Source organism: Pseudoalteromonas sp. KJ63-1, from assembly GCF_055808145.1.
In genome coordinates this window covers 790,421-811,934 of sequence record NZ_CM147855.1, presented here as the reverse complement: position 1 = coordinate 811,934, position 21,514 = coordinate 790,421, and the positions used below count along the sequence as shown (strand labels likewise).

Here is a 21,514-nt window from a genome sequence, read left to right as displayed (position 1 = left end):
CATAATCAAAAATAATTAAACGACGCAGATATGAGTTTAAATCCCAATCTACCTTTAGTTTATCATCCTAACTACTCGTTTAGTTTCGATCCCAAGCATCGCTTTGTAATGAGTAAATTTGCACAGCTACACCAACATGTTAAAACCCTTGGGCTTGCTGGCAGTAATATCATAGAGCCACCACATGGTAGTGTAGAAGAGCTAGAAATAGTACATTGTGAAAATTACATTCACGATTTATGGCATAACCGCCTAGACGAAAAAGCCATGCGCCGTATTGGCCTGCCTTGGTCACAAGCACTAATGAACCGCACATTTACCGCTCCGCTGGGAACACTTCAAACTGCGCGTTTAGCGCTTAAAAATGGGCTTGCGTGCCATTTAGCGGGCGGCACTCACCATGCTCATAGTGATTTTGGCTCAGGTTTTTGTATGGTGAACGATTTAGCTTTTACCGCACAAACGTTAATTCAAAATCGTGAAGTGACCAACGTACTGATTTTTGATTTAGATGTTCACCAAGGCGATGGCACCGCAGCTATGCTGGCTCATCAACCTTATGCGTTTACCTGTTCAATACACTGTGAAAAAAACTTCCCGTTTAGAAAGTCCCCTAGCGATTTAGATATTGGTTTAGCCAATAATATGCAAGACGCTGAATATTTAGGTATTGTTGACGATACGCTGCAATTTTTATTAAACGAGCTTAACCCGGATCTTGTTTTATACGATGCTGGCGTTGATATTTGGCAAGAGGATGGCTTAGGCAAACTGGATATTAGTTGGCAAGGGATAGAAAAGCGCGACCACTTAGTACTTAAACGCTGCCTTGCAAATAATACCCCTGTTGCCACTGTGATTGGTGGTGGTTACGACAGAAACCATGAACGTTTAGCACAGCGCCACGGCATAGTTATTGAGCAAGCGGCTAGTTTTTAATTATATTTTTAACTGACTCGGCGTAATGCCGGTCCAACGCTTAAAAGCTCGGCGAAAATTAGGAATATCATAAAATGCTAATCGCATCGCGACTTGTTCATTGCCTTGCTGGCACACACCAAGTAAATGCAGTGCTTTAAGTTTATTTTGCTCATCTTGTAATTGCGAATAGCTAACACTGTGTTGTTTTAACTTACGTTTAAACGTAGCAGAACTCATGGCAAAATGCTCAGCACTGTTAGCTAGACTGTTATTTTTATCACGGTAAATGCGCTGGCACACAGCCTCAACAAAAGACTGTGATACATTCTTATTTAACTCACTTTGCGCTATGCACTGCTGCCACCTAAGCTGACTAGCCTCTGGGTTTGGGCACTTAAGTAGTTGTTTATCAAAATGCCAACGAGTATAGGGCTGCTCAAACCGTACCCGCAAACCTAGGTGCTGCTCATACTCTTGAATATGCCGCGGGCGCTTACAGGTAAAGTCAAAATAACAGTGCGGGTAGTGATCACTCACTCTTTTTAGTAAGCTCATTAACGCAGCGCTGTATATTTCAAAACAATAATTTTTTAACGATTCGTCCATACCTACATTCGGTTGCAAGTACAGATAGAAATCATTTTGGAAAATATGCTTACGAGTAAAAAATAAAGGGGCTAACGTGGCGCGAATATGTTGCAATTGTTTTAGCGCAGCGCCAAGGGTCGGGCTTAAACGGACACTTTGCATTGCTGGGCTAACGTCATTAACCAATTGATGACCCAGTAAAAAGCCACTATCATTACTCTTCATTAAGGCTTTAAACTGGCTAATTAAAGCCAACAACTGCGATAAACTAAAGCGCTGTGATAGATCATATAAATCTGGCTCAAAAATACCCGTACCACGCAGCAATTTATGAAGCGGGATCCCTCGTCCTTGAGCAAGCTCCACCAGCGCAGTGATCACTCCCTCCGCGCTGAGGTATTTATCATCTAGGCTAATATACTGCTGCACCTAAAAGGGCCTTTTCTTGTTGTAATTGTTGATGTAACTGGCTGGTTTGCTGCACTGGATCTTGCGCTAAATCCATTGCCATGGTGGCGGTTAAAATATGCTGAAACTGGGCACCTTTGCTTTTTGCGACTTTAAACGCACAATGATTAAGCGCCGCCTTCATTTGCGCTAATAACTCTTTGGCTTGGCTTTGGCTGGTACCCGGCATAAGCACAATGAAACAATCACCAGCATAGCGACAAAGCACATCATTCAAACGGCAATTCATTACTAATAAATCACTGACTTCTCGCAGTAACCTATCGCCTTCACTGAAACCAAACTGCGCATTAAACTTTGCAAAGTCTCGAATATCAATAATGCCTAAGGTGGCGGCTTGCTGTTCACTTTGACGTTGCTGTATTAGCGAGTGTAAGTAATTAATTCGATATAACCCTGTAACAGGGCAGACTTTTTCATGCTCTCGCAGATGCGCTTCACGACGACGCAATTGGCGATTTAAAACAAACTGTTCTTGATGCCAATAATAAAGCCCTGCGCTGGTAAGCGACATACCAAACGGCGCTGGCAGTGATTCAAACCAGGTGAGCCATAATTGTGAAGGTTGCTTTAACCACTCATCGAGTAAATCGAGCGTGGCTGAGAACATAAACAAACCTAAACCTAACACTAATAAGGTAGTTACTTTACCTGGCGGACGTGAAATAAGTAATGCAGCTATCCAGCTGAGGGTCATCAACACAATACCGCCCTCACCAACAATATCGAGCCACGCAATGTCTTGCAATTGCTTAAGTTCGCCAAAGTAAGCGCATATTGCTACAGCAATAACCAATAATAAAATGATGGTGTTGGTTAATTTTGCATGGCTGGTAAATGGGTTATATCGCATTACGGTGGCTTCTTTAGTCTATGTTGGTCTGCATGCTAGCGCAGTCATACTGTATTCGTCAGGGTCATTTTGGCTCATTGATATGACATTGAGATTAAAATTTTTAGGTATTTAACCTAGTAATAACCATTTTTAGTGCTCTGGAGCCGTGTTTAAACAGCTCAACAGTCTGTTTAAAAAGCACTAAGTTAACGTTTTTTCAGGAATTAACTGTAAAACTGTCACATTAGCGTCATTAACTTTTTTTAGTTTGCTCACCAAACCAAGGACAACCGGAGCAAATCAATGAAACAATTTAAGTTAAATGCTGTTATAGCGGCATTAGCACTGAGCCAATTTAGTGTTAGCGTGAATGCAGAGGAACAAACATCGCCAAGGGAACCTGAAGTAAAGGTTTCTGAAGAGCTTGTGGTATACGGCGAGATTGGTTATCGCAACCGCTCGCAAGAACTAGCGCCAACGCTTGAATATTCACAAGAATACTTTCAACGTTTTGAACCACTCACCGCCGGTGATGCACTAAAGCGTGTTCCTAGTGTTACTTTTTTATCTGACGTACTTGAATCAGACGGCGCTCGTATGCGCGGCTTAAGCCCTGCTTACACAAAAGTACTTATTAATGGCGAAGAAGTTCCGGGCGCCGGTGCTGACCGTTCATTTTTTGTGGACCGTATTCCAGCAGAATTAATCGAGCGCGTAGAAATAATTCGTTCATCTAGTGCCAACCGCTCTGCCGATGCCATAGCAGGCACACTTAATATTGTACTTCGCGATGGCTACAGCTTAGACGGCGGTTATATTCGCGCTGGTGGCTTACGTTACGATGACGGCGAACTAAAAGAAAGCTTTGCGGGTGTTTACGGTACTGAGTTTGCAGGTGGCCGTTTACTCGTAGGTGCCAATTTACAAGGTCGTTATAACCCAAAACAAAAATCAAGCAGACGTTATGGCGATAGCCCTGAAAATAACCCTAATTACGCAACAGACGATTTTGATAACCGTGAAGATCAATCTGATATCCGTGATGGTGATGATACCTCTTTAAATGCCAGCTTTGAAAAGGTGTTTGATAACGGCGGCAAGTTTGATATTAGCGCTATGTGGGTTGATACCGACCGTACCGAAGATGAGCGCTCTTTTGAATACGACGACCCCACTGCAACCTCAGGCTCTGTCGTTGAGGGTGGTAATTTAATCTCAGATAACGCAAACGTTTCGTTTATTGATCAAACCAACTACAACATTAATTCTGGCTATGAATTACCACTACTTGGCGGTACCAGCAAATTTAAGTTAGGTTATGCCAGCTTTGAAGAATCAGTGTATGAGCAAGAGGTTGAACTTGATACGTCAGAGCTCCCAATGGTGTTTGAAGAAGCTGAAGAAACCGTTGATATCGATGATAAAGAGTGGTCATTACAATGGCAGCACAGCTTACTGGTAGGTGACTCGAAAGAAGTTCAATTTGGTGCTTTTGTACAAGGCAAAGAGCGCGATACCGCCATTTTTGTCGCTGAAGATGAAAGTGAGCAAACACTGACTGGATGGGCTCAATTTAGCGAGACGCCAATGTCATTAGCACAATTTAACAACGAATTTGAACCAGTAGACGGCGGTGTTAATAAACTTGAAGAAGATCGTTTTGATTTATTTGCGCTAATCAAGCACGAAGCGGATGTGTTCTCGTGGGAGATGGGGGTGCGGTGGGAGTCAACTGACTCAAGCATTACCGATACCAACGAAGGCGTTACTGCCGAAAATGATTATGACTTTTTCTTACCGTCGGCTCACTTTCGTTACAGCGTCAGTGATAACGGACGAGTCAGCGCCTCTGTTGCTCGCAGCTTACGTCGCCCTGACTTTGACTACATGACACCCGCCCTACTTGAAGAAAAGCTCGCTGATAATGACTTTTTAGGCAACCCAAGCCTTAAACCAGAATCATCTTGGGGTATCGATTTAGGTTACGAATACCGTTTAGGTAAAAGTGGTGTTGTTGGTGTAAACGTATTTTACCGTGACGTTAGCGACCTTATTGAAATTGCCAGTACCGGTGTTGAAGGCTCTGAAGGTGAAGGCACATTTGTACTGCAACCACAAAATACTGGTGATGGCACAGTTCAAGGTATTGAGTTTGATTTATCAACCCCACTGAGCGCATTGAACATGCCTAATACTGGAATCTTCTTAAATTACTCTTGGCTCGACAGTGAAGTTGAAGACAGTTTTGGCAAGCGCAAATTTAACGACCAATCAGATTATGTTTATAACGTAGGCTTTATCCAAGATTTACCAACCCTTCGAGCATCATTTGGGGCAACGTACCGTAATCAAGGTGATGCATACGGACGCTTTGTCGGTGAAGAAGTGACAACCTCTTACGGTGCTGATTTAGAGCTTTTCGTTGAAAAACGCTGGGATGACATCACCCTTCGCCTTGTTGGTTCAAACTTACTTGATGCCAGTAAAGATGAAGTGTTCAACAAGTTTGACTCGCTTGATGATCAAAATAATCGTGACTTTGATGAGTACGAGCTTGAATCTGAAGAAGCAGGTCCTGTGATTCAAGTAATGCTACGTTACGCATTTTAATCACACGTATTGTCACTTTAAGCACGTAATGGCAACCCATCGCGTGCTTTTTTGGAGTTAGAACATGTTTAAATTGTCTTTCATAATGGCTGCGCTACTGTGCTCATCAGCGCTAAGTGCAAACGAGCCTGTTATTTATAAAGATGCACTATACCAACAACAAAAAATTGCCAAGTTAACTACGTTGCCTAATAGCCTTAACTTTATGGTAATTGGTGACTGGGGACACAACGGCCACTTTTACCAAAAAGAAGTGGCTCATCAGCTAGAAATTGCTATGTATCAAACCGATGCCGATTTTATTGTCTCGACCGGCGATAACTTTTACCCAAATGGCGTGGCAAGTGTGAACGATCCTCTTTGGCAATCAGCCTTTGAGAACATATACCATGGCCCGCACACATTTGAAGATTGGTATGTTGTTTTAGGTAATCACGATTACTTAGGTAATGCCCAAGCACAAATTGACTACACCGCAAAAAGTCAGCGCTGGCAGTTACCTGCAAGGTACTACAGTAAAACATTTGCGCTTGAAAACAACGAGCAAGTGTTAATGGTGTTTTTAGATACCAACCCGATTCAACCTGAATATAAAACCCGTGAAAAATACCGCTCAACTCAAGGGCAAAGTTATCAAACACAATTGGATTGGCTTGAAACCCAACTTGCTGGCAGTAACGCAAAATGGAAAATTGTGGTAGGCCATCACCCGCTTTATTCAAGTGGTAAACGCTTTGGCCGCAACCAAGGGCTTCGCGACATTTTAGAACCTATTTTGGAGCGTCATAACGTGCACGCTTATATCGCAGGGCACGAGCACGACTTGCAATACAACCAACCAAAAAATAGCAAGGTGGCTCACTTTGTCTCTGGTGGTGGCAGCGAAGCGCGGTTTGTAAAACAACGTGAATTTACCCGCTACGCAGAAGCAACACCGGGCTTTTTAAGTATCTCTATCAATGGCGAAACTCTCAGTGTAAGCGCGATTAATCACCTTGGTGAAGTACGTTTTAACACTGAAAAGCACCTAGATAAGTAAAGGATAAAATAATGAACTTTAAACTAAATACAATTTCAGCGGTGCTATCAAGTGCTGTGCTTGTAACTGCGCTTGGCGGTTGTACACGTAATGACGATACACAAAACCCGACAGAAATAGCAAAGCCGGCTGTTGAGGCTAAGTTATTTGGCCCACAACAAAACATGCAAGGCTCACAAGCAGCTGCACTTGGTAATAATCAATGGCTAATGGCGAGCGAAAGCCAAGGCTTATTACTTGCCGATAACGAGAAAAGCAGTGTGCTGTTAGCCGGTAACTTTGAGTCAATTTCACTAAAACAATTATCAGCGCAGCAATTTTTACTCGCCAGTCTGGATAAGAGCCAAGATAACGTTGCTATTTTTAAGCTTATGAAAAATGGCCAAACTTGGCAGCTAAATGAACTCACTCGTATTAGTCCACCTCAAGCTCAGCCTGATACAGTGTGTTTATTTAAAAACAACAATACCGAGACTGTATCAGCGTTTGTGCCGGATGTTCGAGGCCTGATCAGCGAAACTGTTATTTATGATTTAGCCACTAACCAAGCTAAAAATATCGCAGTACGTGAGTTCTCTGCGGTCACTGAGGCTTCAGGTTGTGCAGTAAATGACGACACAAAAACTCTGTATGTGGGTGAAGCAGAGCTCGGAGTGTGGGCTATCAATGCTGATGCAGAATCAGATGCCAATAAGCAACCTGTGGCTTTAGTACAGCCATACGGCGAATTAAAAACTGAAATCGGAGCTTTATCGGTATCACAAGACGGTACTGTATGGCTTAGCGCCACTGATGGCAATATGATCTATGCTTACCAAGCTCAAACAGACACGCTTAGCCAATGGTCACTGTCAGGTGAGTACACTACTGAGTCTGTTGCAGCAAGCTTTATTAATGACAATCAAGCGCAGCTAGTTTTGATTGATGATGAAACCGGCGCTTACATTCAAGCAAACGTTAACTACGCAGCGCAAACTTCTGTCTCAAATAGCAAAGTTGCTATGACTCACCTTCATGCCAGCGCACAAACCACACCGGTTGCAGCGTTTGGTGATGCAGCAGATGACCCAGCAATTTGGATAAATGAGCAAGACGCTAAAAACAGCTTAATTTTAGGCACAGATAAACGCCGTGGCTTAATGGTTTATGATCTTGCTGGCAACAAAGTACAGTCGCTCAATATAGGACGTTTAAATAACGTTGATGTGCGCCAACATCAAGGTATAAACAACGAAACCCATACGTGGATCACTGCCAGCAACCGTACACTTAATAGCATTAGCGTATTTACTGTTGATGGAGAAAACAAAGTAAACCATGTAACAGAAGTCGCGACTAACTTACCTGAGATTTACGGCATGTGTATGTATTCGTCTGATTCTGGCCATTACGTGTTTGTTAATGATAAATCAGGTTTATTCCAGCAATATAAGCTCATCGGTGAGCAAGATAATCTAAGCGGTGAACTGGTTAGAGAGTTTACCCTACCAAGCCAACCTGAAGGCTGTAGTGCTGATGATAAACTAGGCCAATTATTTGCAGGCGAAGAAGATGCAGGAATTTGGTATATAGGTGCAGAGCCTACATCTGGAAACAAAGCAGTAAAGCTACAAAGTGTTAATGAGCAGCTGGTGGCAGATGTTGAAGGCATGGAGATTTATCACGCCAATGATGCGCGCTATTTAGTGGTATCAAGCCAAGGCGATAATAGCTATGTGCTTTACAAAATCTCAGATGATACACAGCCTAGTCTCAGCTTTGCAGGTAAGTTTAATGTAGTTGCTAACCTAGATAAAGGCATTGATGGCGTAGGTGAAACGGACGGTTTAACCGTTACAGCAAAAGCTTTACCAGGTTATCCTGAGGGCATGCTTATAGTACAAGACGGCTATAACCGTATGCCACTGCAACCGCAAAACTTTAAAGTTATTGACTGGCGCGAAGTGAAAAAAGCAATTAGATAATAGCTAACTCTAAATATACTGATACACACTAAAACTTAAGTGTGTATCACGTTTAAGCCTTACTAAAATTTAACTAAAGATAATTTTTTATAAATGTATACTACACTTTATATCTATAAATTAATTGAGGTTATTATGCGGCTACCTTATTTCGTATCTTTATTTATCAGCATTGTATTTTGTACCAGCTCGCTTGCTAATGCCGAAGAACCACCAGAACTTCCGCCATTAAACCCCAAGTATGAAGCAGAGCATGCCTTGGTATTGGTTAATAAAGGTTCAAGTGTATACGCCATTAACATTCCAAGCTTTGAGCTTCCTTATGATATGCATGTTATGTACAAGGTAGATGTATCTGATATTCCATTTTTAGATTTAGTACGTGATGCTGAGTTAGTTACCGTAAAATCAAAGCCGTTTAATATTCAACGCTTAATGCGAGGCGAAGAAGTCGCAATTACCGCAGATGTGTATCTTGGAGATTATAGACAAGGAGGTAGCTTAGTTTACAGCGATAAATTAATAGAGCTTAGCGAGCAGTTATTTACTCGTGAGCTAACTGATTTAAGCCCAGCCTCAAAATGGCAACAGTACGACATGGTTACGCTAAAAAATAACGAGCGTATTTACATTCACCAAATAACTCAACCACCAAGCTATCATCATATTATGTTTGTTGATTTAAGTGGTGCCTGTTTACAAAAGTTTCGCACCTCAACTGAAGTGCCCTCTGCTGGTGAGCTAAATTATAAGTTTATAAATTGTGGCACATTGAAACCGATGTTTTATGATGCTGAAAGCTTAAGTAAATAAGCTTTATTTGAAAACGTGTTCAGCAATCAATTTAAGCCCAGCTTGCATCGCCAAAGTTGATTGCCCAGCAAATCCTAAACGTACATAACTATGTTGCTTAGGTATTAAGCTACGTTCTGAGTCTTTAAAGTAAAATTCAGGCTCAACCTGTACATACACACCTTTACTTTGCAGTACTTGCTTTAATTGGTCCACCGGTTTATTTAAATTAACCCACATCGCCATGCCACCGTCGGGTTTTATATATTCAATTGGATAGCCTGATAATTGCAGCTGCGTTAGATAATCACCCATCGCTTCATAGCGCTGCTTATAGAGCTTTGTCATACGCTTTAAATGGCGTTCAAAACCACCTTCTTTCATCCAGTGTGCGACAGCTAATTGCATAATCACATCATTTTTATGGTTCATTAGCTGCTTCCATGCGGTTAATTGTGCGATTACCCCAGGCGCTGCACAGATATAGCCAATCCTTGCTGCTGAAAACATAATTTTTGAAAACGTTGATAGATATATCACAATGCCTGCGGGGTCATCGGCAGCCATGGGTTGCAAAGGCTGGCAACGGTAGTGAAATTCATGGTCGTAGTCATCTTCAATAATCATCACATTATGGGCATAACACAGCTGATAAATTTGTAAGCGCCGGGTGGGTGATAAGGTCACAGTCGTTGGGTATTGATGCAGTGGCGTTAAATACAGAAGTTTAATGGGATAGCGTTCAAGCTGAGTTTTAAAATCATCAACACACAACTCTTCATCATCTTGTTTTATATCTATAAGCTGCGCGCCACATGCTGCAAATGCTTTACGAGCAGGCGGGTAACCTAAGGTTTCGGTTGCAACATAATCGCCTTTATTAATAAAGGCTTTTGATACTAAAAAAAGCGCTTCTTGAGAGCCATTACACATAAGAATATCGGCTGTTTTTAGGTTTCGTGCTTTGTATAAATAATGACTAATTTGCGATTTTAAATTAGGCTCCCCAGCCACACTACCATAATGAAATTGGCTGGTATCTAAATGATTAAACACATGACTTACAGAGCGTTTAAATTCTTTATAGGGAAAGCGTGTTAAATCGGGTAAGCCTCCAGCAAAGTTATAAGCATAGTGATTTAAGTCCATTATAGGTTCTGACACCGTAAGCGTGGTAGCAAATCGATACGGCTTAGGATCCAATGCTTGAGACTGGGCAGTGTTTATACTGTTTTGAATAGGCAATGTATTGGTAACGCTGTAGCCTGATCGTTCATAGGATTCCAACCATCCTTCTGCGACAAGAAGTTGTAGGGCATTCATTATTGTATGGCGGTTTAATCCGTACGCTTGTGCCATATCGCGTGCAGAGCAGAGTTTGCTGCCAGCGAGAATGTCCCCTTTTATAATCGACTCCCTAAGTGCATCTGCTATTTGCAGGTATTTAGCTTTACTCTGGCTAGTGAGCTTTATATTAAGTGGCTGCATAAACACTTTCCAAACTGGTATAGGTAAAAATTAAATTTTGGTTGTTTTTAACAAACCAATAAAGCGTACATTTGTTATGAATAAATAGCAAAATATGGGGCTTATAATGTTCACAACGCAAATTCATCAAACCAACAAGGTTGCCTTAGAGCCACTTAAACTCAAACATCTCGAGGGTCTATATCAAGCAGGTAAACACCCACAAGTTTGGCAGTGGGTATTAAGTAATTACACACAAACCCAAGTTAAGTTGGAGCAATGGTTTACACATAGCGCGCAGTTTAATCAAAACGAGCAAGTGGTTTTTGCCATTATTGATAAACATTCACAGCAAGTTGTTGGCACAACCCGTTTATTTAGGTTAGACAGTAACAACTTAAGCGCTGAAATTGGCCATACTTTTATTAGCTTCACTGCACAGCGAACATACGTAAATACGCATGCAAAATATTTACTTCTGAGATATGCATTTAATCAACTTAATTTAGTACGGATTAGTTTTAATACCCATGAGCACAATCAACAATCACGCAATGCCATTGCCCGTTTAGGCGCTAAGTTTGAAGGAATAGCCCAAAAAGACCGACGTCTAGAAGATGGTTCATATCGCAACACCGCAAAATTCAGCATTATTGACGAGCAATGGCCAGCTATAAAGTTACGACTTGAGGAGCTATTATAATGTACCCACCCGAGCACTTTATGCAAAAAAATACCGAGCAATTGCATGCGCTTATTAATAATTTTCCATTAGCAACAATTTTTATGCCCTGCTCAAATAGTCAATTAAATAACATTTGTCATGTACCTATGTTATTCAACTCTTTAGAAAATATGTTTATTGCACATGTAGCAAAGCATAATCCACTATCAAAGCTTGATAATAAACAGGTGAATTTACTCTTTAATAGTGACAATTGCTATTTATCACCCTCCTATGCGGATAATCAAACATTGCCTAGCTGGCTTTACGCATCGGTGTTAGTGACTGCAAAAGTACATATTATTAAAGATGAGCTAAAAAAAGATCTCGTAATGCGAACCCTTACTAGTCATTTTGAGAAAACATTTGAGCCTGAGTGGAAAATTAATGAAGTGCCTGAGCAGCATCGCAATACAATGTATCAACACCTGAGTTTTATAGAGCTTACGCCAATTCACTGGCAAGGTAACTTCAAACTCAGTCAAAATAAATCAGCCGCTATAAGAAATAAAATAAAACAAAGTCTGGTAGATGCCAATAAGCACTCAATAGCGGCCTTGTTTTAGGAATGAAAAAAGGCTCCTCGCAATGCTCAGAGCCTTTGGTTAACTTTGGGAATTAACTCGGTTCATTGATCAGATGATGATCAGTTTAGCGCCACTAACTGTGGCGCAATTGTTTGATAATCTACCGCCATGGCAATACTCAAAGCGGTAATATTAATAATTGAAAACGCAAACACTTGGCGTGCCCAACGGGTGGTGTCAATGTTGTAGCGATACCCTCTAAGTGCCATGAGTAACCACCAAAAACTGGTGATACAGGCAACGGCCATAAAGGCAGCACCGGTATAACCACTAATTGGCAATAGCATCACCACTAAAGCATATACGGCAATATAAAGCACAATATGGCGCTTAGCTTTATTAACACCTTGTGCCACGGGCAATACTGGAATATTAGCGGCTTGGTAATCCTTAAAGCGAAAAATAGCAATTGCATATGAGTGCGGCATTTGCCACAAACTAAACATCACCAGCAGTATTAATGCGCCCATATCGAACACACCCGTAACGGCGCAATAGCCAACAACAGGTGGAACTGCGCCCGACAGACTACCAATAAAGGTGCCGTAAACAGAGTTGCGTTTCATGTAGAGGCTGTAAACCCCTACATAGATGACATAGCCAAAGGCGGCAAAAAATACCGCCGCTTGAGTGGTAAAGGCGATTAATAAGCCAAAGCCAATTAGCCCTAATAACACGCCATGGCTTAAAGCGGCTTTTGCAGACATTTCGCCCGTTACAGTCACACGTGAGCGAGTACGCGCCATGGCAACATCAATGTCTCTATCAATAACATTGTTTATGGCACATCCCGATGCAACAACAAGCGATAAACCAACCAAGGTAACCAACATTAACCATGGGTCTATATCACCGCGGGCGGCGAGTAAAAAACCACCGGCAACGCTGATCAAATTCCCCATAATAATACCTGGCTTAGTAACAGCTAAATAACGACGAAACATCTGAAACCTCTGGGTCTGTTGACCTTTGCGGATTAAAATTTGTTCAAACTAGGGGCGGTTTAATCGCGGCGCGAGGTTTGTAACCTAGTGGGCTAAGTCAAAACCGAGCAACAAAGAGTAAATCGCCCCTAGGCAGAACCCTTCGGGCAGCGCCTGTTTGGCATTGATGCTGCGTTATCGCCTATTTATGGGAAATAACCACACTACATAGGCTCTGCCTTACCTAAATACCAAACAGGCTGCTGCAGATTCAACCTTGAAAGGTCAACAGACCCTAGTACATCATCATTGCGTTTGATTCATAAATGATCCAAACAGACAGTCCAACCACCATGACGATGATCAACGCGCTAAACAAGAAGGTAAAGGTATTCGCTTTACCTTCATCAGTGGTGAAATTAAGGTGTAAAAAGTATTTTAAATGCACCCAAATTTGCACGATTGCTAAAGTAACAATACTCCAAAGCGTGGTGACCTTTGAAAAGTCGCCCTCCATCACCATCCAAAATGGAATGGCCGTTAAAATCACTGACAATACAAAGCCAATAAGATAGGTTTTAACACTACCGTGTGACTGATCATAATGTTGGCTTTGCATTTTCTCTAAAGCATGTGTTTCGCTATGGCTCATTATATTGCCCCCATTAAATAAACAACGGTAAATACACAAATCCACACAATATCTAAAAAGTGCCAAAATAAGCTTAAGCAACTTAAGCGCGTGACGGTTTGTTTACCTAAACCGCGCTTAATCACCTCAATCATCATTATGCTCATCCAGATAAGGCCTGCAGTTACATGTAAACCATGCAAGCCCACTAATGAGAAAAACGATGTTAAAAAAGCACTTTGCTGTGGGCCATTGCCATGAACAATTAAATGATGAAACTCATAAATTTCCATACCAATAAACACCGCGCCTAAACAAAAAGTGACCGCGAGCCAACCAAGCGTCAGCGCCTTTTTTTGCCCTTGAGCGGCAATCATGGCAAAACCAAAAGTAATACTACTTATAAGTAGCGCCGCAGTTTCTACGGCAACAAAATCAAGCTCAAAAATATCTTTGCCCGATACACCACCTGCGGTGTTCATATAAAGCACTGCGTAGGTTGCAAAAAATGAGGCAAATAAAAGGCAATCGGTCATTAAATAAAGCCAAAAACCAAAGATTGTATCGCCAGAGGTATCGTGATGTTCATGCGTATGACTTAAGCTATGAGGCTCTAAATTTACATGGCCTTGAGTTGCAGATAACGTACTCATGCGCTTACCTCCTTCGTATTACTGGCAATATGCGCGCCTTCAATTTGTAATATTTCATCGTTTTGCACGTAGTAATCTACACCACTGGTGTAAGCACGGTTAATAAACAGCGCAATCGCGCCAATAAAACCAAGCCCTGCTAGCCACCAAATATGCCAGATCATGGCAAAACAAAACGCCGTTAAACTCGCAGCAATAAGCACACCCGATGCGGTATTTTTTGGCATATGAATTGGGCTATAGCTAGATTTAGCTTGATAAGCTAGGCCTTTTTCTTTCATATCAGTCCATGTATCAATATCATCAACATGCGGGATTTCAGCAAAGTTATAGTATTGCGGTGGTGATGACGTTGACCATTCAAGGGTGTGACCGTTCCAAGGATCGCCAGTGGTATCATCAAGCGCTTCGCGGTTTTTAAAGCTCACATATAGCTGAATAATTTGGCAAATAATACCGAACATAATAATCACGGCCCCCACTGCAGCAATATAAAGCCAGATATTCCAATCAGGATTATTAGAGTGGTTTAAGCGACGCGTCATGCCCAAAAAGCCAAGTACGTACAATGGCATAAAGGCTACGAAGAAACCGATTAACCAACACCAAAATGACGCTTTACCCCAACGCTCATCAAGCTTAAAGCCCATTGCTTTTGGAAACCAAAAAACAAACCCGGCTAAGTAGCCAAATACTGCGCCACCAATAATGGTGTTATGGAAGTGAGCGATTAAGAATAAGCTGTTATGCAATACATAATCGGCACCAGGGATTGCCAGTAATACCCCCGTCATACCACCAATACTGAAGGTAACCATAAAACCTAGCGTCCAAAGTACCGGTACAGTAATGCGCAAACGGCCACGGTAAATAGTAAACAACCAACTAAATAACTTAACCCCAGTAGGCACAGCTATGACCATGGTCATCACCCCAAAGAAGGCATTTACATTGGCGCTTGACCCCATAGTAAAGAAGTGGTGTAACCATACAATAAAGCCAAGAATAGAAATGGCACCGCTGGCATATACCATCGATTTATAACCAAATAAGCGTTTACCAGTGAAGGTAGATACTATTTCAGAGAAGATACCAAAAGCTGGTAATACTAAAATGTATACCTCTGGGTGACCCCATGCCCAAAACAGGTTGATATACATCATGGCGTTTCCGCCTGCTTCATTAGTGAAGAAGTGAAAATCTAAATAACGGTCTAGCGTTAGCATGGCAAGCACGGCGGTTAAAATTGGAAATGATGCCGCAATTAAGATATTTGCCCATGTACATGCCCATGTGAAAATTGGCATTTTCATCAGTGTCATACCAGGGGCACGCATTTTAAATACTGTCACTAGGAAGTTAACAGCGGTTAATAGCGTACCGAGCCCCGATATTTGCAAGGCCCAAATATAATAATCGACCCCTACCCCAGGGCTAAAGGTCAACTCCGACAACGGTGGGTAAGCAACCCAGCCTGTTTTAGCAAATTCACCAAATATCAGCGATAGATTTATTAAAATGGCGCCACTGGCAGTAAACCAAAAACTTAAATTATTTAAAAATGGAAAAGCCACATCGCGAGCACCAATTTGCAGTGGTACAACAATATTCATTAAACCAATCATAAATGGCATTGCCATAAAGATGATCATAATAACGCCATGGGCGGTGAATATTTGGTCGTAATGTTCTGGCGGCAGGTAACCTGGTGCACCACTGGTAGCAAGCGCTAACTGCGCACGCATCATAATGGCATCGGAAAAACCACGAAACAGCATGATTAGCGCTAATAAAATGTACATGACGCCTAAGCGTTTATGATCAACCGAGGTGATCCAGTCACGCCAAAGCACACCCCATTTTTTATATTTTGTTATTAGCCCAGCTATAATAAGCCCGACAACAGCAATCACCGCCATGGTAACCATGATAATAGGTTCATGAAACGGAATTGCATCTATAGATAATTTACCTAAAAACGACATGATTATTCCTCGCCCTGGCTGTGTGATGATGGCATTGAATGATTACCCATTGCCTGATGCTCATTACTCATCTGCTGATGTTTACCCATCGAGTGGTGTTTTTTGTTCATATCGCCATGCGCCTGCATGTATTTCATCACTATGGTATGAAATAAACCGTCATCAACCTTGCCATAATAAGCGACGGGATTGTTTTCACTCGCTTTGGCAAGCTCAACATAATTGGCATGAGTAAGGCTATTAGCGTTGGTTTTAACCTGTTCAATCCACTGGTTAAAATCAGCTTTTGTTGGCGTTGCAATGGCATTAAATTTCATACCAGTAAAACCCGCACCACTGTAATTAGCCGAAAAGCCTTTAAACGTGCCTGGCTCATTAGCAATTAAATGCAGCTTAGTTTCCATGCCCGCCATTGAGTAAATTTGACTACCTAACTGGGGAATGAAAAACGAGTTCATGGTACTTTCTGACGTGATTTTGTATTCAACCGGAACATTAGCTGGAAATACCAATTCGTTTACCGTAGCAATACCTTGCTCAGGGTAAATAAATAACCACTTCCAATTAAGTGACACCACTTCAACAGTTAAGTGTTCACCTTTACCCTCTATCGGTTTATAAGGGTCAAGCTCTTGAGTTGACTGCCAGGTGATCACACCTAAAATAACAACAATAACAATAGGAACCGCCCATACAACAGCCTCAATCTTATTAGAGTGAGCCCATTTTGGTGCGTAAATTTCATGGTTTTGTGTGTCTCTGTATTTCCAAGCAAAATATAAAGTCATCACAATAACGGGGATCACAACTAACAACATAAGCACAGTGGCGATGATGATCAGATTTTTCTCATCAATACCTATCTGCCCTTTTGGGTCGAGTACCCCGCCATTACAGCCTGATAAAATCAGCGCCATACTAGCTAAAGCAATATTAAAAAGGTTACGAATTAACAAGGGACTATCCTAAAACCTAAAGAGTTTTTATTAGCTGCCAAAAATATTTAGCAACGATATTTGATAAAAACCCAAGTTAATTAAGATTGAATTACAAATAATGCAGAGCGAATGCAAGCATGAAGTATTGACCACTGGCTTAATAAAAAACACCTAGCAGAACCAACCCAGCTTTTTTAAACACATTAATATAACGCAATAAAAATTAACTTGGGTGAGGTGTGGTTGGCTGAGAGTGTGTAAAAACACTAAGCTACAATGAAAGTAATCGTTATTTACAGCAAGAATAAATAATTAGATACCACAGGTGTAACCTATACCCATAAAATTAATGGGTAAACAGACAACCTGTAAAGCTAGGTGGAGCACGACAACCATGTGCAGCTTGCACGGGTTGCTGAACTTTAGCCTCGCTAAAAGCAAAGGCTGCTTTACGGAGGATTATTCCAGCACGACGCGCTGGAAACATGTGGAACAATAGCCAACTAAGGCCAATAAGTAACTGACACGATAAGATAGGATGAGCTAAAAATTCGGCAATCGTCAGTAATAATGGCTCTATAAAAAAGCCATCACTCACCAATGCTTCAAGCCTAAAGGCATCCTCAATAGCGCCACTAAGCAACATAACGGCGTTAAAAACTAATAATGTTATAGCCACACTCACGCCTCTTTTCGCTTTTTTACAGCGCTCATGCAACACTGACTTACCTAAGGTAAGCAAAGCGCTGGTATGAAATAAAGAAAATGAGTTCAAAAACATTAACCTATTAAAATGACTAATAACAAAATTTGGCATACACAGTGGCAACAAAAACAGGTTGCAGCCGTAAAGCCTTATACAGTGACATGAAATACAGTCTCAACGCATTAGCACTATTTGGCTAAGCTAGTTTTGATCCGCATCAATAGAACTTTCAAAACTTACTGAAAGTTCGGGCATGAGTATAACAAAGAGAGTTTTCTGTTCAAGATAAAAACACGATTATTTTATCAGCTGGTGATTTATTTATAGCGATATAAATAAAAAAACCTCCCGTAGTGAGCTACGAGAGGTTTTTGTTTAAACAGAAATAAATCTATTTAAAGAATTTGGTTTTCTTTCCATACTTGCTCTTTGGCTAGACGCTTTTTGCGTTTATCACATGGATCATCGCAATCACACGCTTTATCAATACCTACAGAGCCTAGGCCTCCGCAGCTACTCGCCATCGATTTTCTTTGAACTATCATGCCTATCGCCATCGCAGCGACAATTAAAATAAGTAAGCCAAAGGTTAGAAAAAAAGTGACATTGCTTAGCCCCTATTGTTCAGCAATAAAATGAGCTCAAATAGCGTATTTGAGCTTCGTATATTATATACCCTCATGCTAAGGATATAAACCTAAAGACTATAAATAAGGCTTAAACGCAGGACTTGAATAAGTGACTAAGCCCTGTGCCGATTTAGCAATTAAATACACTGGCAAATCATGCTGCTGCGCATACTGTTGTGCTTTTTCCATACCCATAACCGTTAAAGCAGTCGCTAAACCGTCTGCCGTCATAGCGCTTGGGTGTAAAACTGTGACAGAAACTAAGTCATGCTTAATTGGCATCCCTGTCATAGGATCAATTAGATGCGTATAGGTTTCTCCATCCATAGTATAAAAGATTCGATAATCACCTGAGGTGGCAATACCGTTATTACCTGGTGCAAGTACACGGTGTACTTTTCTCTCGCCTGGGTTTGCATCAGGTTGTTCAATTGCTATTCGCCATGCTTGATTGTCTGGTTTTGTACCAGCAATACGAAGCTCACCGCCAATCTCAACCATGTAATCTGTAATGTCTTTGCTTTGTAATAGCTCAGCCACTTTATCAATACCATAGCCTTTTGCAGTTGCTGAAAACGACAACTCTAAATCAGCCATCGTTTTTGCTAAGCCTTGCTCGTTAAGGACTAGCTTATCTATACCAATGTTATTGATCATATTTGCCAGGGCTTCATCGGTTGGGCGCTTTGTTGGTTTTTTATCTGGGCCAAACCCCCATAAATCTATCAACGGCCCCATAGTCACATCTAGGGTCTTTGTTGAGTTACCAATACGCATTGATTCACTAATAACGGCTCTAAAATCATCACTGATTGGCATTACTTCGTTGGCATCTAAACGGTTAAAGGTGTTTATTTCTGAATCTTCGATATAGGTCGACATAGACTGGTTGATATCAACTAAAACCGCATCGATTTCTGCTTGTACTGCTTGAGGGTCAACTTGCTCAGCGTAAAACTTAATGTGGTAAGTTGTACCCATCGTTTTACCTTCTAAGTAGGTTTCCTCTGGGACTGATTTTCCACATCCAGATAACAGTAAAGTCAGCGTGATTATAAATAAGGCGATTATGCCCTGGGGAGTATTTACTTTGTTCATAACAACCCTACTTAATAGGTTAAAAATTAATATAAAAAAGCCTCGTCACATAAAATGCGACGAGGCTGGTATTTTAACTAAATTTAATCAGTTTGGGTATTAGCCACCGAAATCATCTAGTAAGATGTTTTCTTCTTCAACACCTAAGTCTTTAAGCATAGTGATAACAGCCGCATTCATCATTGGAGGACCACACATGTAGAACTCACAATCTTCAGGCGCTTCGTGATCTTTAAGATAGTTCTCAAATAACACGTTATGGATAAAGCCAGTATAGCCTTCCCAGTTATCTTCTGGTTGCGGATCTGAAAGCGCAGTATGCCAAACAAAGTTTTTGTTCTGTTCAGCTAGGCCGTCAAAATCTTCAACATAGAACATTTCACGTTTAGAACGCGCACCATACCAGAAACTAATTTTACGCTTAGAGTTTAAACGCTTAAGTTGGTCAAAGATATGTGAACGCATTGGTGCCATACCTGCACCACCACCTACGAATACCATTTCAGCGTCTGTGTCTTTAGCGAAGAACTCACCAAATGGACCAGAAATAGTTACTTTATCGCCTTCTTTAAGTGACCAAATGTACGAAGACATTTTACCACATGGTAGGCTTAGGTTTCTTGGCGGCGGCGTAGCGATACGCACGTTAAGCATGATGATGCCTTCTTCTTCTGGATAGTTAGCCATTGAGTAAGCACGAATTGTTTCTTCGTCTACTTTTGACTCCAGATCGAAGAAACCAAAATGGTTCCAATCGCCACGATACTCTTCAGGAATATCGAAATCTGCATATTTAACATGGTGAGCTGGCGCTTCGATCTGGATGTAACCACCCGCACGGAACGGCACTGACTCGCCATCAGGAATTTGTAGCTTAAGTTCTTTAATGAACGTCGCTTTGTTATCGTTAGAGATAACTTCACAATCCCATTTTTTAACACCGAAAATTGACTCTTCAAGTTCAATTTCCATGTCGTTTTTAACATTAACCTGACACGCTAGGCGACAACCTTCACGTGCTTCACCTTTAGAGATGTGGTCAAGTTCAGTTGGCAGAATATCACCGCCGCCTTCTTTAATGTGTACGCGACACTGGCCACAAGAGCCACCGCCACCACATGCAGAAGATACGAAAATACCTGACTCAGATAGTGCACCTAATAGCTTACTACCTGCTGATGTTTTAATGGCTTTGTCTGCATCGCCATTAATGCCGATGATGATATCACCGCTTGCAACTAGCTTAGATTTAGCACCAATGATGATTAAAACTAGTATTACAACGATAGCGATAAAAACACCAACGCCTAAGAAAATATCCATGATTGACCTCGCTATTATTACAGTGAAATACCAGAGAATGACATAAAGCCAAGACCCATCAAGCCAACAGTGATGAAGGTAATACCTAAACCACGTAAACCATCTGGTACGTCTGAATACTTCATTTTCTCACGGATACCTGCAAGTAATGTAATTGCAAGCGCCCAACCCACACCAGCGCCAATACCATAAACAACAGACTCGCCGAAGTTATAGTTACGCTCAACCATGAAGGCTACCGCACCAAAAATTGCACAGTTAACTGTGATTAGTGGTAAGAAAATACCTAATGCGTTGTAAAGCGGTGGGAAGAACTTATCTAATGCCATTTCAAGAATTTGCACTAGTGCTGCAATAACACCAATGAAAGTTAAGAAACGTAAAAAGCTAAGATCTGCTTCTGGGTAACCAAGCCACTCTAGTGAACCTGGTGCTAATACCGCATGGTAAACCAAGTTGTTAACCGGTACTGAAATACCTAATACAACAATAACCGCTACACCTAGGCCAATTGATGTAGTTACTTTTTTAGACACGGCTAAGAAAGTACACATACCTAGGAAGAATGCTAACGCTAAGTTTTCAATAAAAACGGCTTTTACAAATAAACTAATATAATGTTCCACTTATCGC

At 41.3% G+C, this 21,514-nt stretch carries 20 protein-coding genes; 7 read left to right on the top strand and 13 right to left on the bottom strand.

Translation table 11 applies throughout. The annotated features are described in order from the left end of the window. Window positions 1–30: 30 nt before the first annotated feature. On the top strand, window positions 31–939 hold the full coding sequence (locus AC0L7Q_RS03770) for a histone deacetylase family protein (protein ID WP_413401419.1): 909 nt from the start codon (window positions 31–33) through the stop codon (window positions 937–939). Here AC0L7Q_RS03770 and AC0L7Q_RS03765 read toward each other — a convergent pair whose 3' ends face one another. Beyond that, entirely contained in the window at window positions 940–1,938 is a 999-nt protein-coding gene (locus tag AC0L7Q_RS03765) for an AraC family transcriptional regulator ligand-binding domain-containing protein (RefSeq protein ID WP_413401418.1), read from the bottom strand. Further along, window positions 1,922–2,830 (bottom strand): GGDEF domain-containing protein, encoded by a 909-nt coding sequence (locus AC0L7Q_RS03760; RefSeq protein WP_413401417.1) that lies wholly within the window; start codon window positions 2,828–2,830, stop codon window positions 1,922–1,924. Before AC0L7Q_RS03760 ends, AC0L7Q_RS03765 begins: the two co-directional genes overlap by 17 nt. Before the next feature lie 285 nt (window positions 2,831–3,115). Here AC0L7Q_RS03760 and AC0L7Q_RS03755 point away from each other — a divergent pair, with 285 nt between their 5' ends. The 4 genes from AC0L7Q_RS03755 (at window position 3,116) to AC0L7Q_RS03740 (ending at window position 9,238) form a co-directional block, all read left to right on the top strand. Continuing rightward, window positions 3,116–5,422, top strand: a complete 2,307-nt coding sequence (locus AC0L7Q_RS03755) for a TonB-dependent receptor plug domain-containing protein (protein ID WP_413401416.1) — start codon at window positions 3,116–3,118, stop codon at window positions 5,420–5,422. Window positions 5,423–5,486: 64 nt separating this feature from the next. After that, window positions 5,487–6,461 (top strand): metallophosphoesterase, encoded by a 975-nt coding sequence (locus AC0L7Q_RS03750; protein ID WP_413401415.1) that lies wholly within the window; start codon window positions 5,487–5,489, stop codon window positions 6,459–6,461. 11 nt (window positions 6,462–6,472) lie between these two features. After that, window positions 6,473–8,425, top strand: a complete 1,953-nt coding sequence (locus AC0L7Q_RS03745) for a phytase (RefSeq protein ID WP_413401414.1) — start codon at window positions 6,473–6,475, stop codon at window positions 8,423–8,425. A 135-nt stretch (window positions 8,426–8,560) separates the two neighbouring features. Beyond that, the gene (locus AC0L7Q_RS03740; RefSeq protein WP_413401413.1) at window positions 8,561–9,238 is read left to right on the top strand and encodes a hypothetical protein; all 678 of its coding nucleotides are present in this window, start codon (window positions 8,561–8,563) and stop codon (window positions 9,236–9,238) included. 3 nt (window positions 9,239–9,241) lie between these two features. Here AC0L7Q_RS03740 and pdxR read toward each other — a convergent pair whose 3' ends face one another. Beyond that, entirely contained in the window at window positions 9,242–10,705 is a 1,464-nt protein-coding gene (gene pdxR, locus AC0L7Q_RS03735; RefSeq protein WP_413401412.1) for a MocR-like pyridoxine biosynthesis transcription factor PdxR, read from the bottom strand. Window positions 10,706–10,811: 106 nt separating this feature from the next. On the opposite strand from pdxR, the gene AC0L7Q_RS03730 reads away from it, so the two are divergent. Together AC0L7Q_RS03730 and AC0L7Q_RS03725 are read left to right on the top strand one after the other, a co-directional pair. After that, complete coding sequence (locus tag AC0L7Q_RS03730) at window positions 10,812–11,387, top strand: GNAT family N-acetyltransferase (RefSeq protein WP_138605611.1); 576 nt, start codon at window positions 10,812–10,814, stop codon at window positions 11,385–11,387. Next, complete coding sequence (locus AC0L7Q_RS03725; protein WP_409424875.1) at window positions 11,387–11,974, top strand: FMN-binding negative transcriptional regulator; 588 nt, start codon at window positions 11,387–11,389, stop codon at window positions 11,972–11,974. The genes AC0L7Q_RS03730 and AC0L7Q_RS03725 overlap by 1 nt, the downstream gene beginning before the upstream one ends. 80 nt (window positions 11,975–12,054) lie before the next feature. Here AC0L7Q_RS03725 and cyoE read toward each other — a convergent pair whose 3' ends face one another. The 10 genes from cyoE to nqrE form a co-directional block, all read right to left on the bottom strand. Beyond that, window positions 12,055–12,939, bottom strand: a complete 885-nt coding sequence (gene cyoE, locus AC0L7Q_RS03720; protein ID WP_008111919.1) for a heme o synthase — start codon at window positions 12,937–12,939, stop codon at window positions 12,055–12,057. A gap of 274 nt (window positions 12,940–13,213) precedes the next feature. After that, window positions 13,214–13,570: a cytochrome o ubiquinol oxidase subunit IV gene (gene cyoD / locus AC0L7Q_RS03715; protein WP_413401411.1), complete on the bottom strand. Its 357-nt coding sequence runs from the start codon at window positions 13,568–13,570 to the stop codon at window positions 13,214–13,216. After that, complete coding sequence (gene cyoC, locus AC0L7Q_RS03710) at window positions 13,570–14,202, bottom strand: cytochrome o ubiquinol oxidase subunit III (RefSeq protein ID WP_413401410.1); 633 nt, start codon at window positions 14,200–14,202, stop codon at window positions 13,570–13,572. Before cyoC ends, cyoD begins: the two co-directional genes overlap by 1 nt. After that, on the bottom strand, window positions 14,199–16,187 hold the full coding sequence (cyoB, locus tag AC0L7Q_RS03705; RefSeq protein WP_413401409.1) for a cytochrome o ubiquinol oxidase subunit I: 1,989 nt from the start codon (window positions 16,185–16,187) through the stop codon (window positions 14,199–14,201). Before cyoB ends, cyoC begins: the two co-directional genes overlap by 4 nt. 2 nt (window positions 16,188–16,189) lie before the next feature. Then, window positions 16,190–17,143 carry a ubiquinol oxidase subunit II gene (gene cyoA / locus AC0L7Q_RS03700; protein ID WP_413401408.1) on the bottom strand — a complete coding sequence of 318 codons (954 nt, stop codon included), beginning with the start codon at window positions 17,141–17,143 and terminating at the stop codon, window positions 16,190–16,192. Between the two features lie 328 nt (window positions 17,144–17,471). After that, window positions 17,472–17,900 (bottom strand): hypothetical protein, encoded by a 429-nt coding sequence (locus tag AC0L7Q_RS03695; protein WP_413401407.1) that lies wholly within the window; start codon window positions 17,898–17,900, stop codon window positions 17,472–17,474. A 326-nt stretch (window positions 17,901–18,226) separates the two neighbouring features. Continuing rightward, complete coding sequence (gene nqrM / locus AC0L7Q_RS03690; protein WP_050947007.1) at window positions 18,227–18,388, bottom strand: (Na+)-NQR maturation NqrM; 162 nt, start codon at window positions 18,386–18,388, stop codon at window positions 18,227–18,229. Window positions 18,389–18,535: 147 nt separating this feature from the next. Beyond that, on the bottom strand, window positions 18,536–19,558 hold the full coding sequence (locus AC0L7Q_RS03685) for an FAD:protein FMN transferase (protein ID WP_413401406.1): 1,023 nt from the start codon (window positions 19,556–19,558) through the stop codon (window positions 18,536–18,538). Between the two features lie 99 nt (window positions 19,559–19,657). Further along, complete coding sequence (gene nqrF / locus AC0L7Q_RS03680) at window positions 19,658–20,881, bottom strand: NADH:ubiquinone reductase (Na(+)-transporting) subunit F (RefSeq protein WP_413401405.1); 1,224 nt, start codon at window positions 20,879–20,881, stop codon at window positions 19,658–19,660. A 17-nt stretch (window positions 20,882–20,898) separates the two neighbouring features. Continuing rightward, window positions 20,899–21,507 carry an NADH:ubiquinone reductase (Na(+)-transporting) subunit E gene (gene nqrE, locus AC0L7Q_RS03675; RefSeq protein ID WP_006791490.1) on the bottom strand — a complete coding sequence of 203 codons (609 nt, stop codon included), beginning with the start codon at window positions 21,505–21,507 and terminating at the stop codon, window positions 20,899–20,901. Window positions 21,508–21,514: the final 7 nt, after the last annotated feature.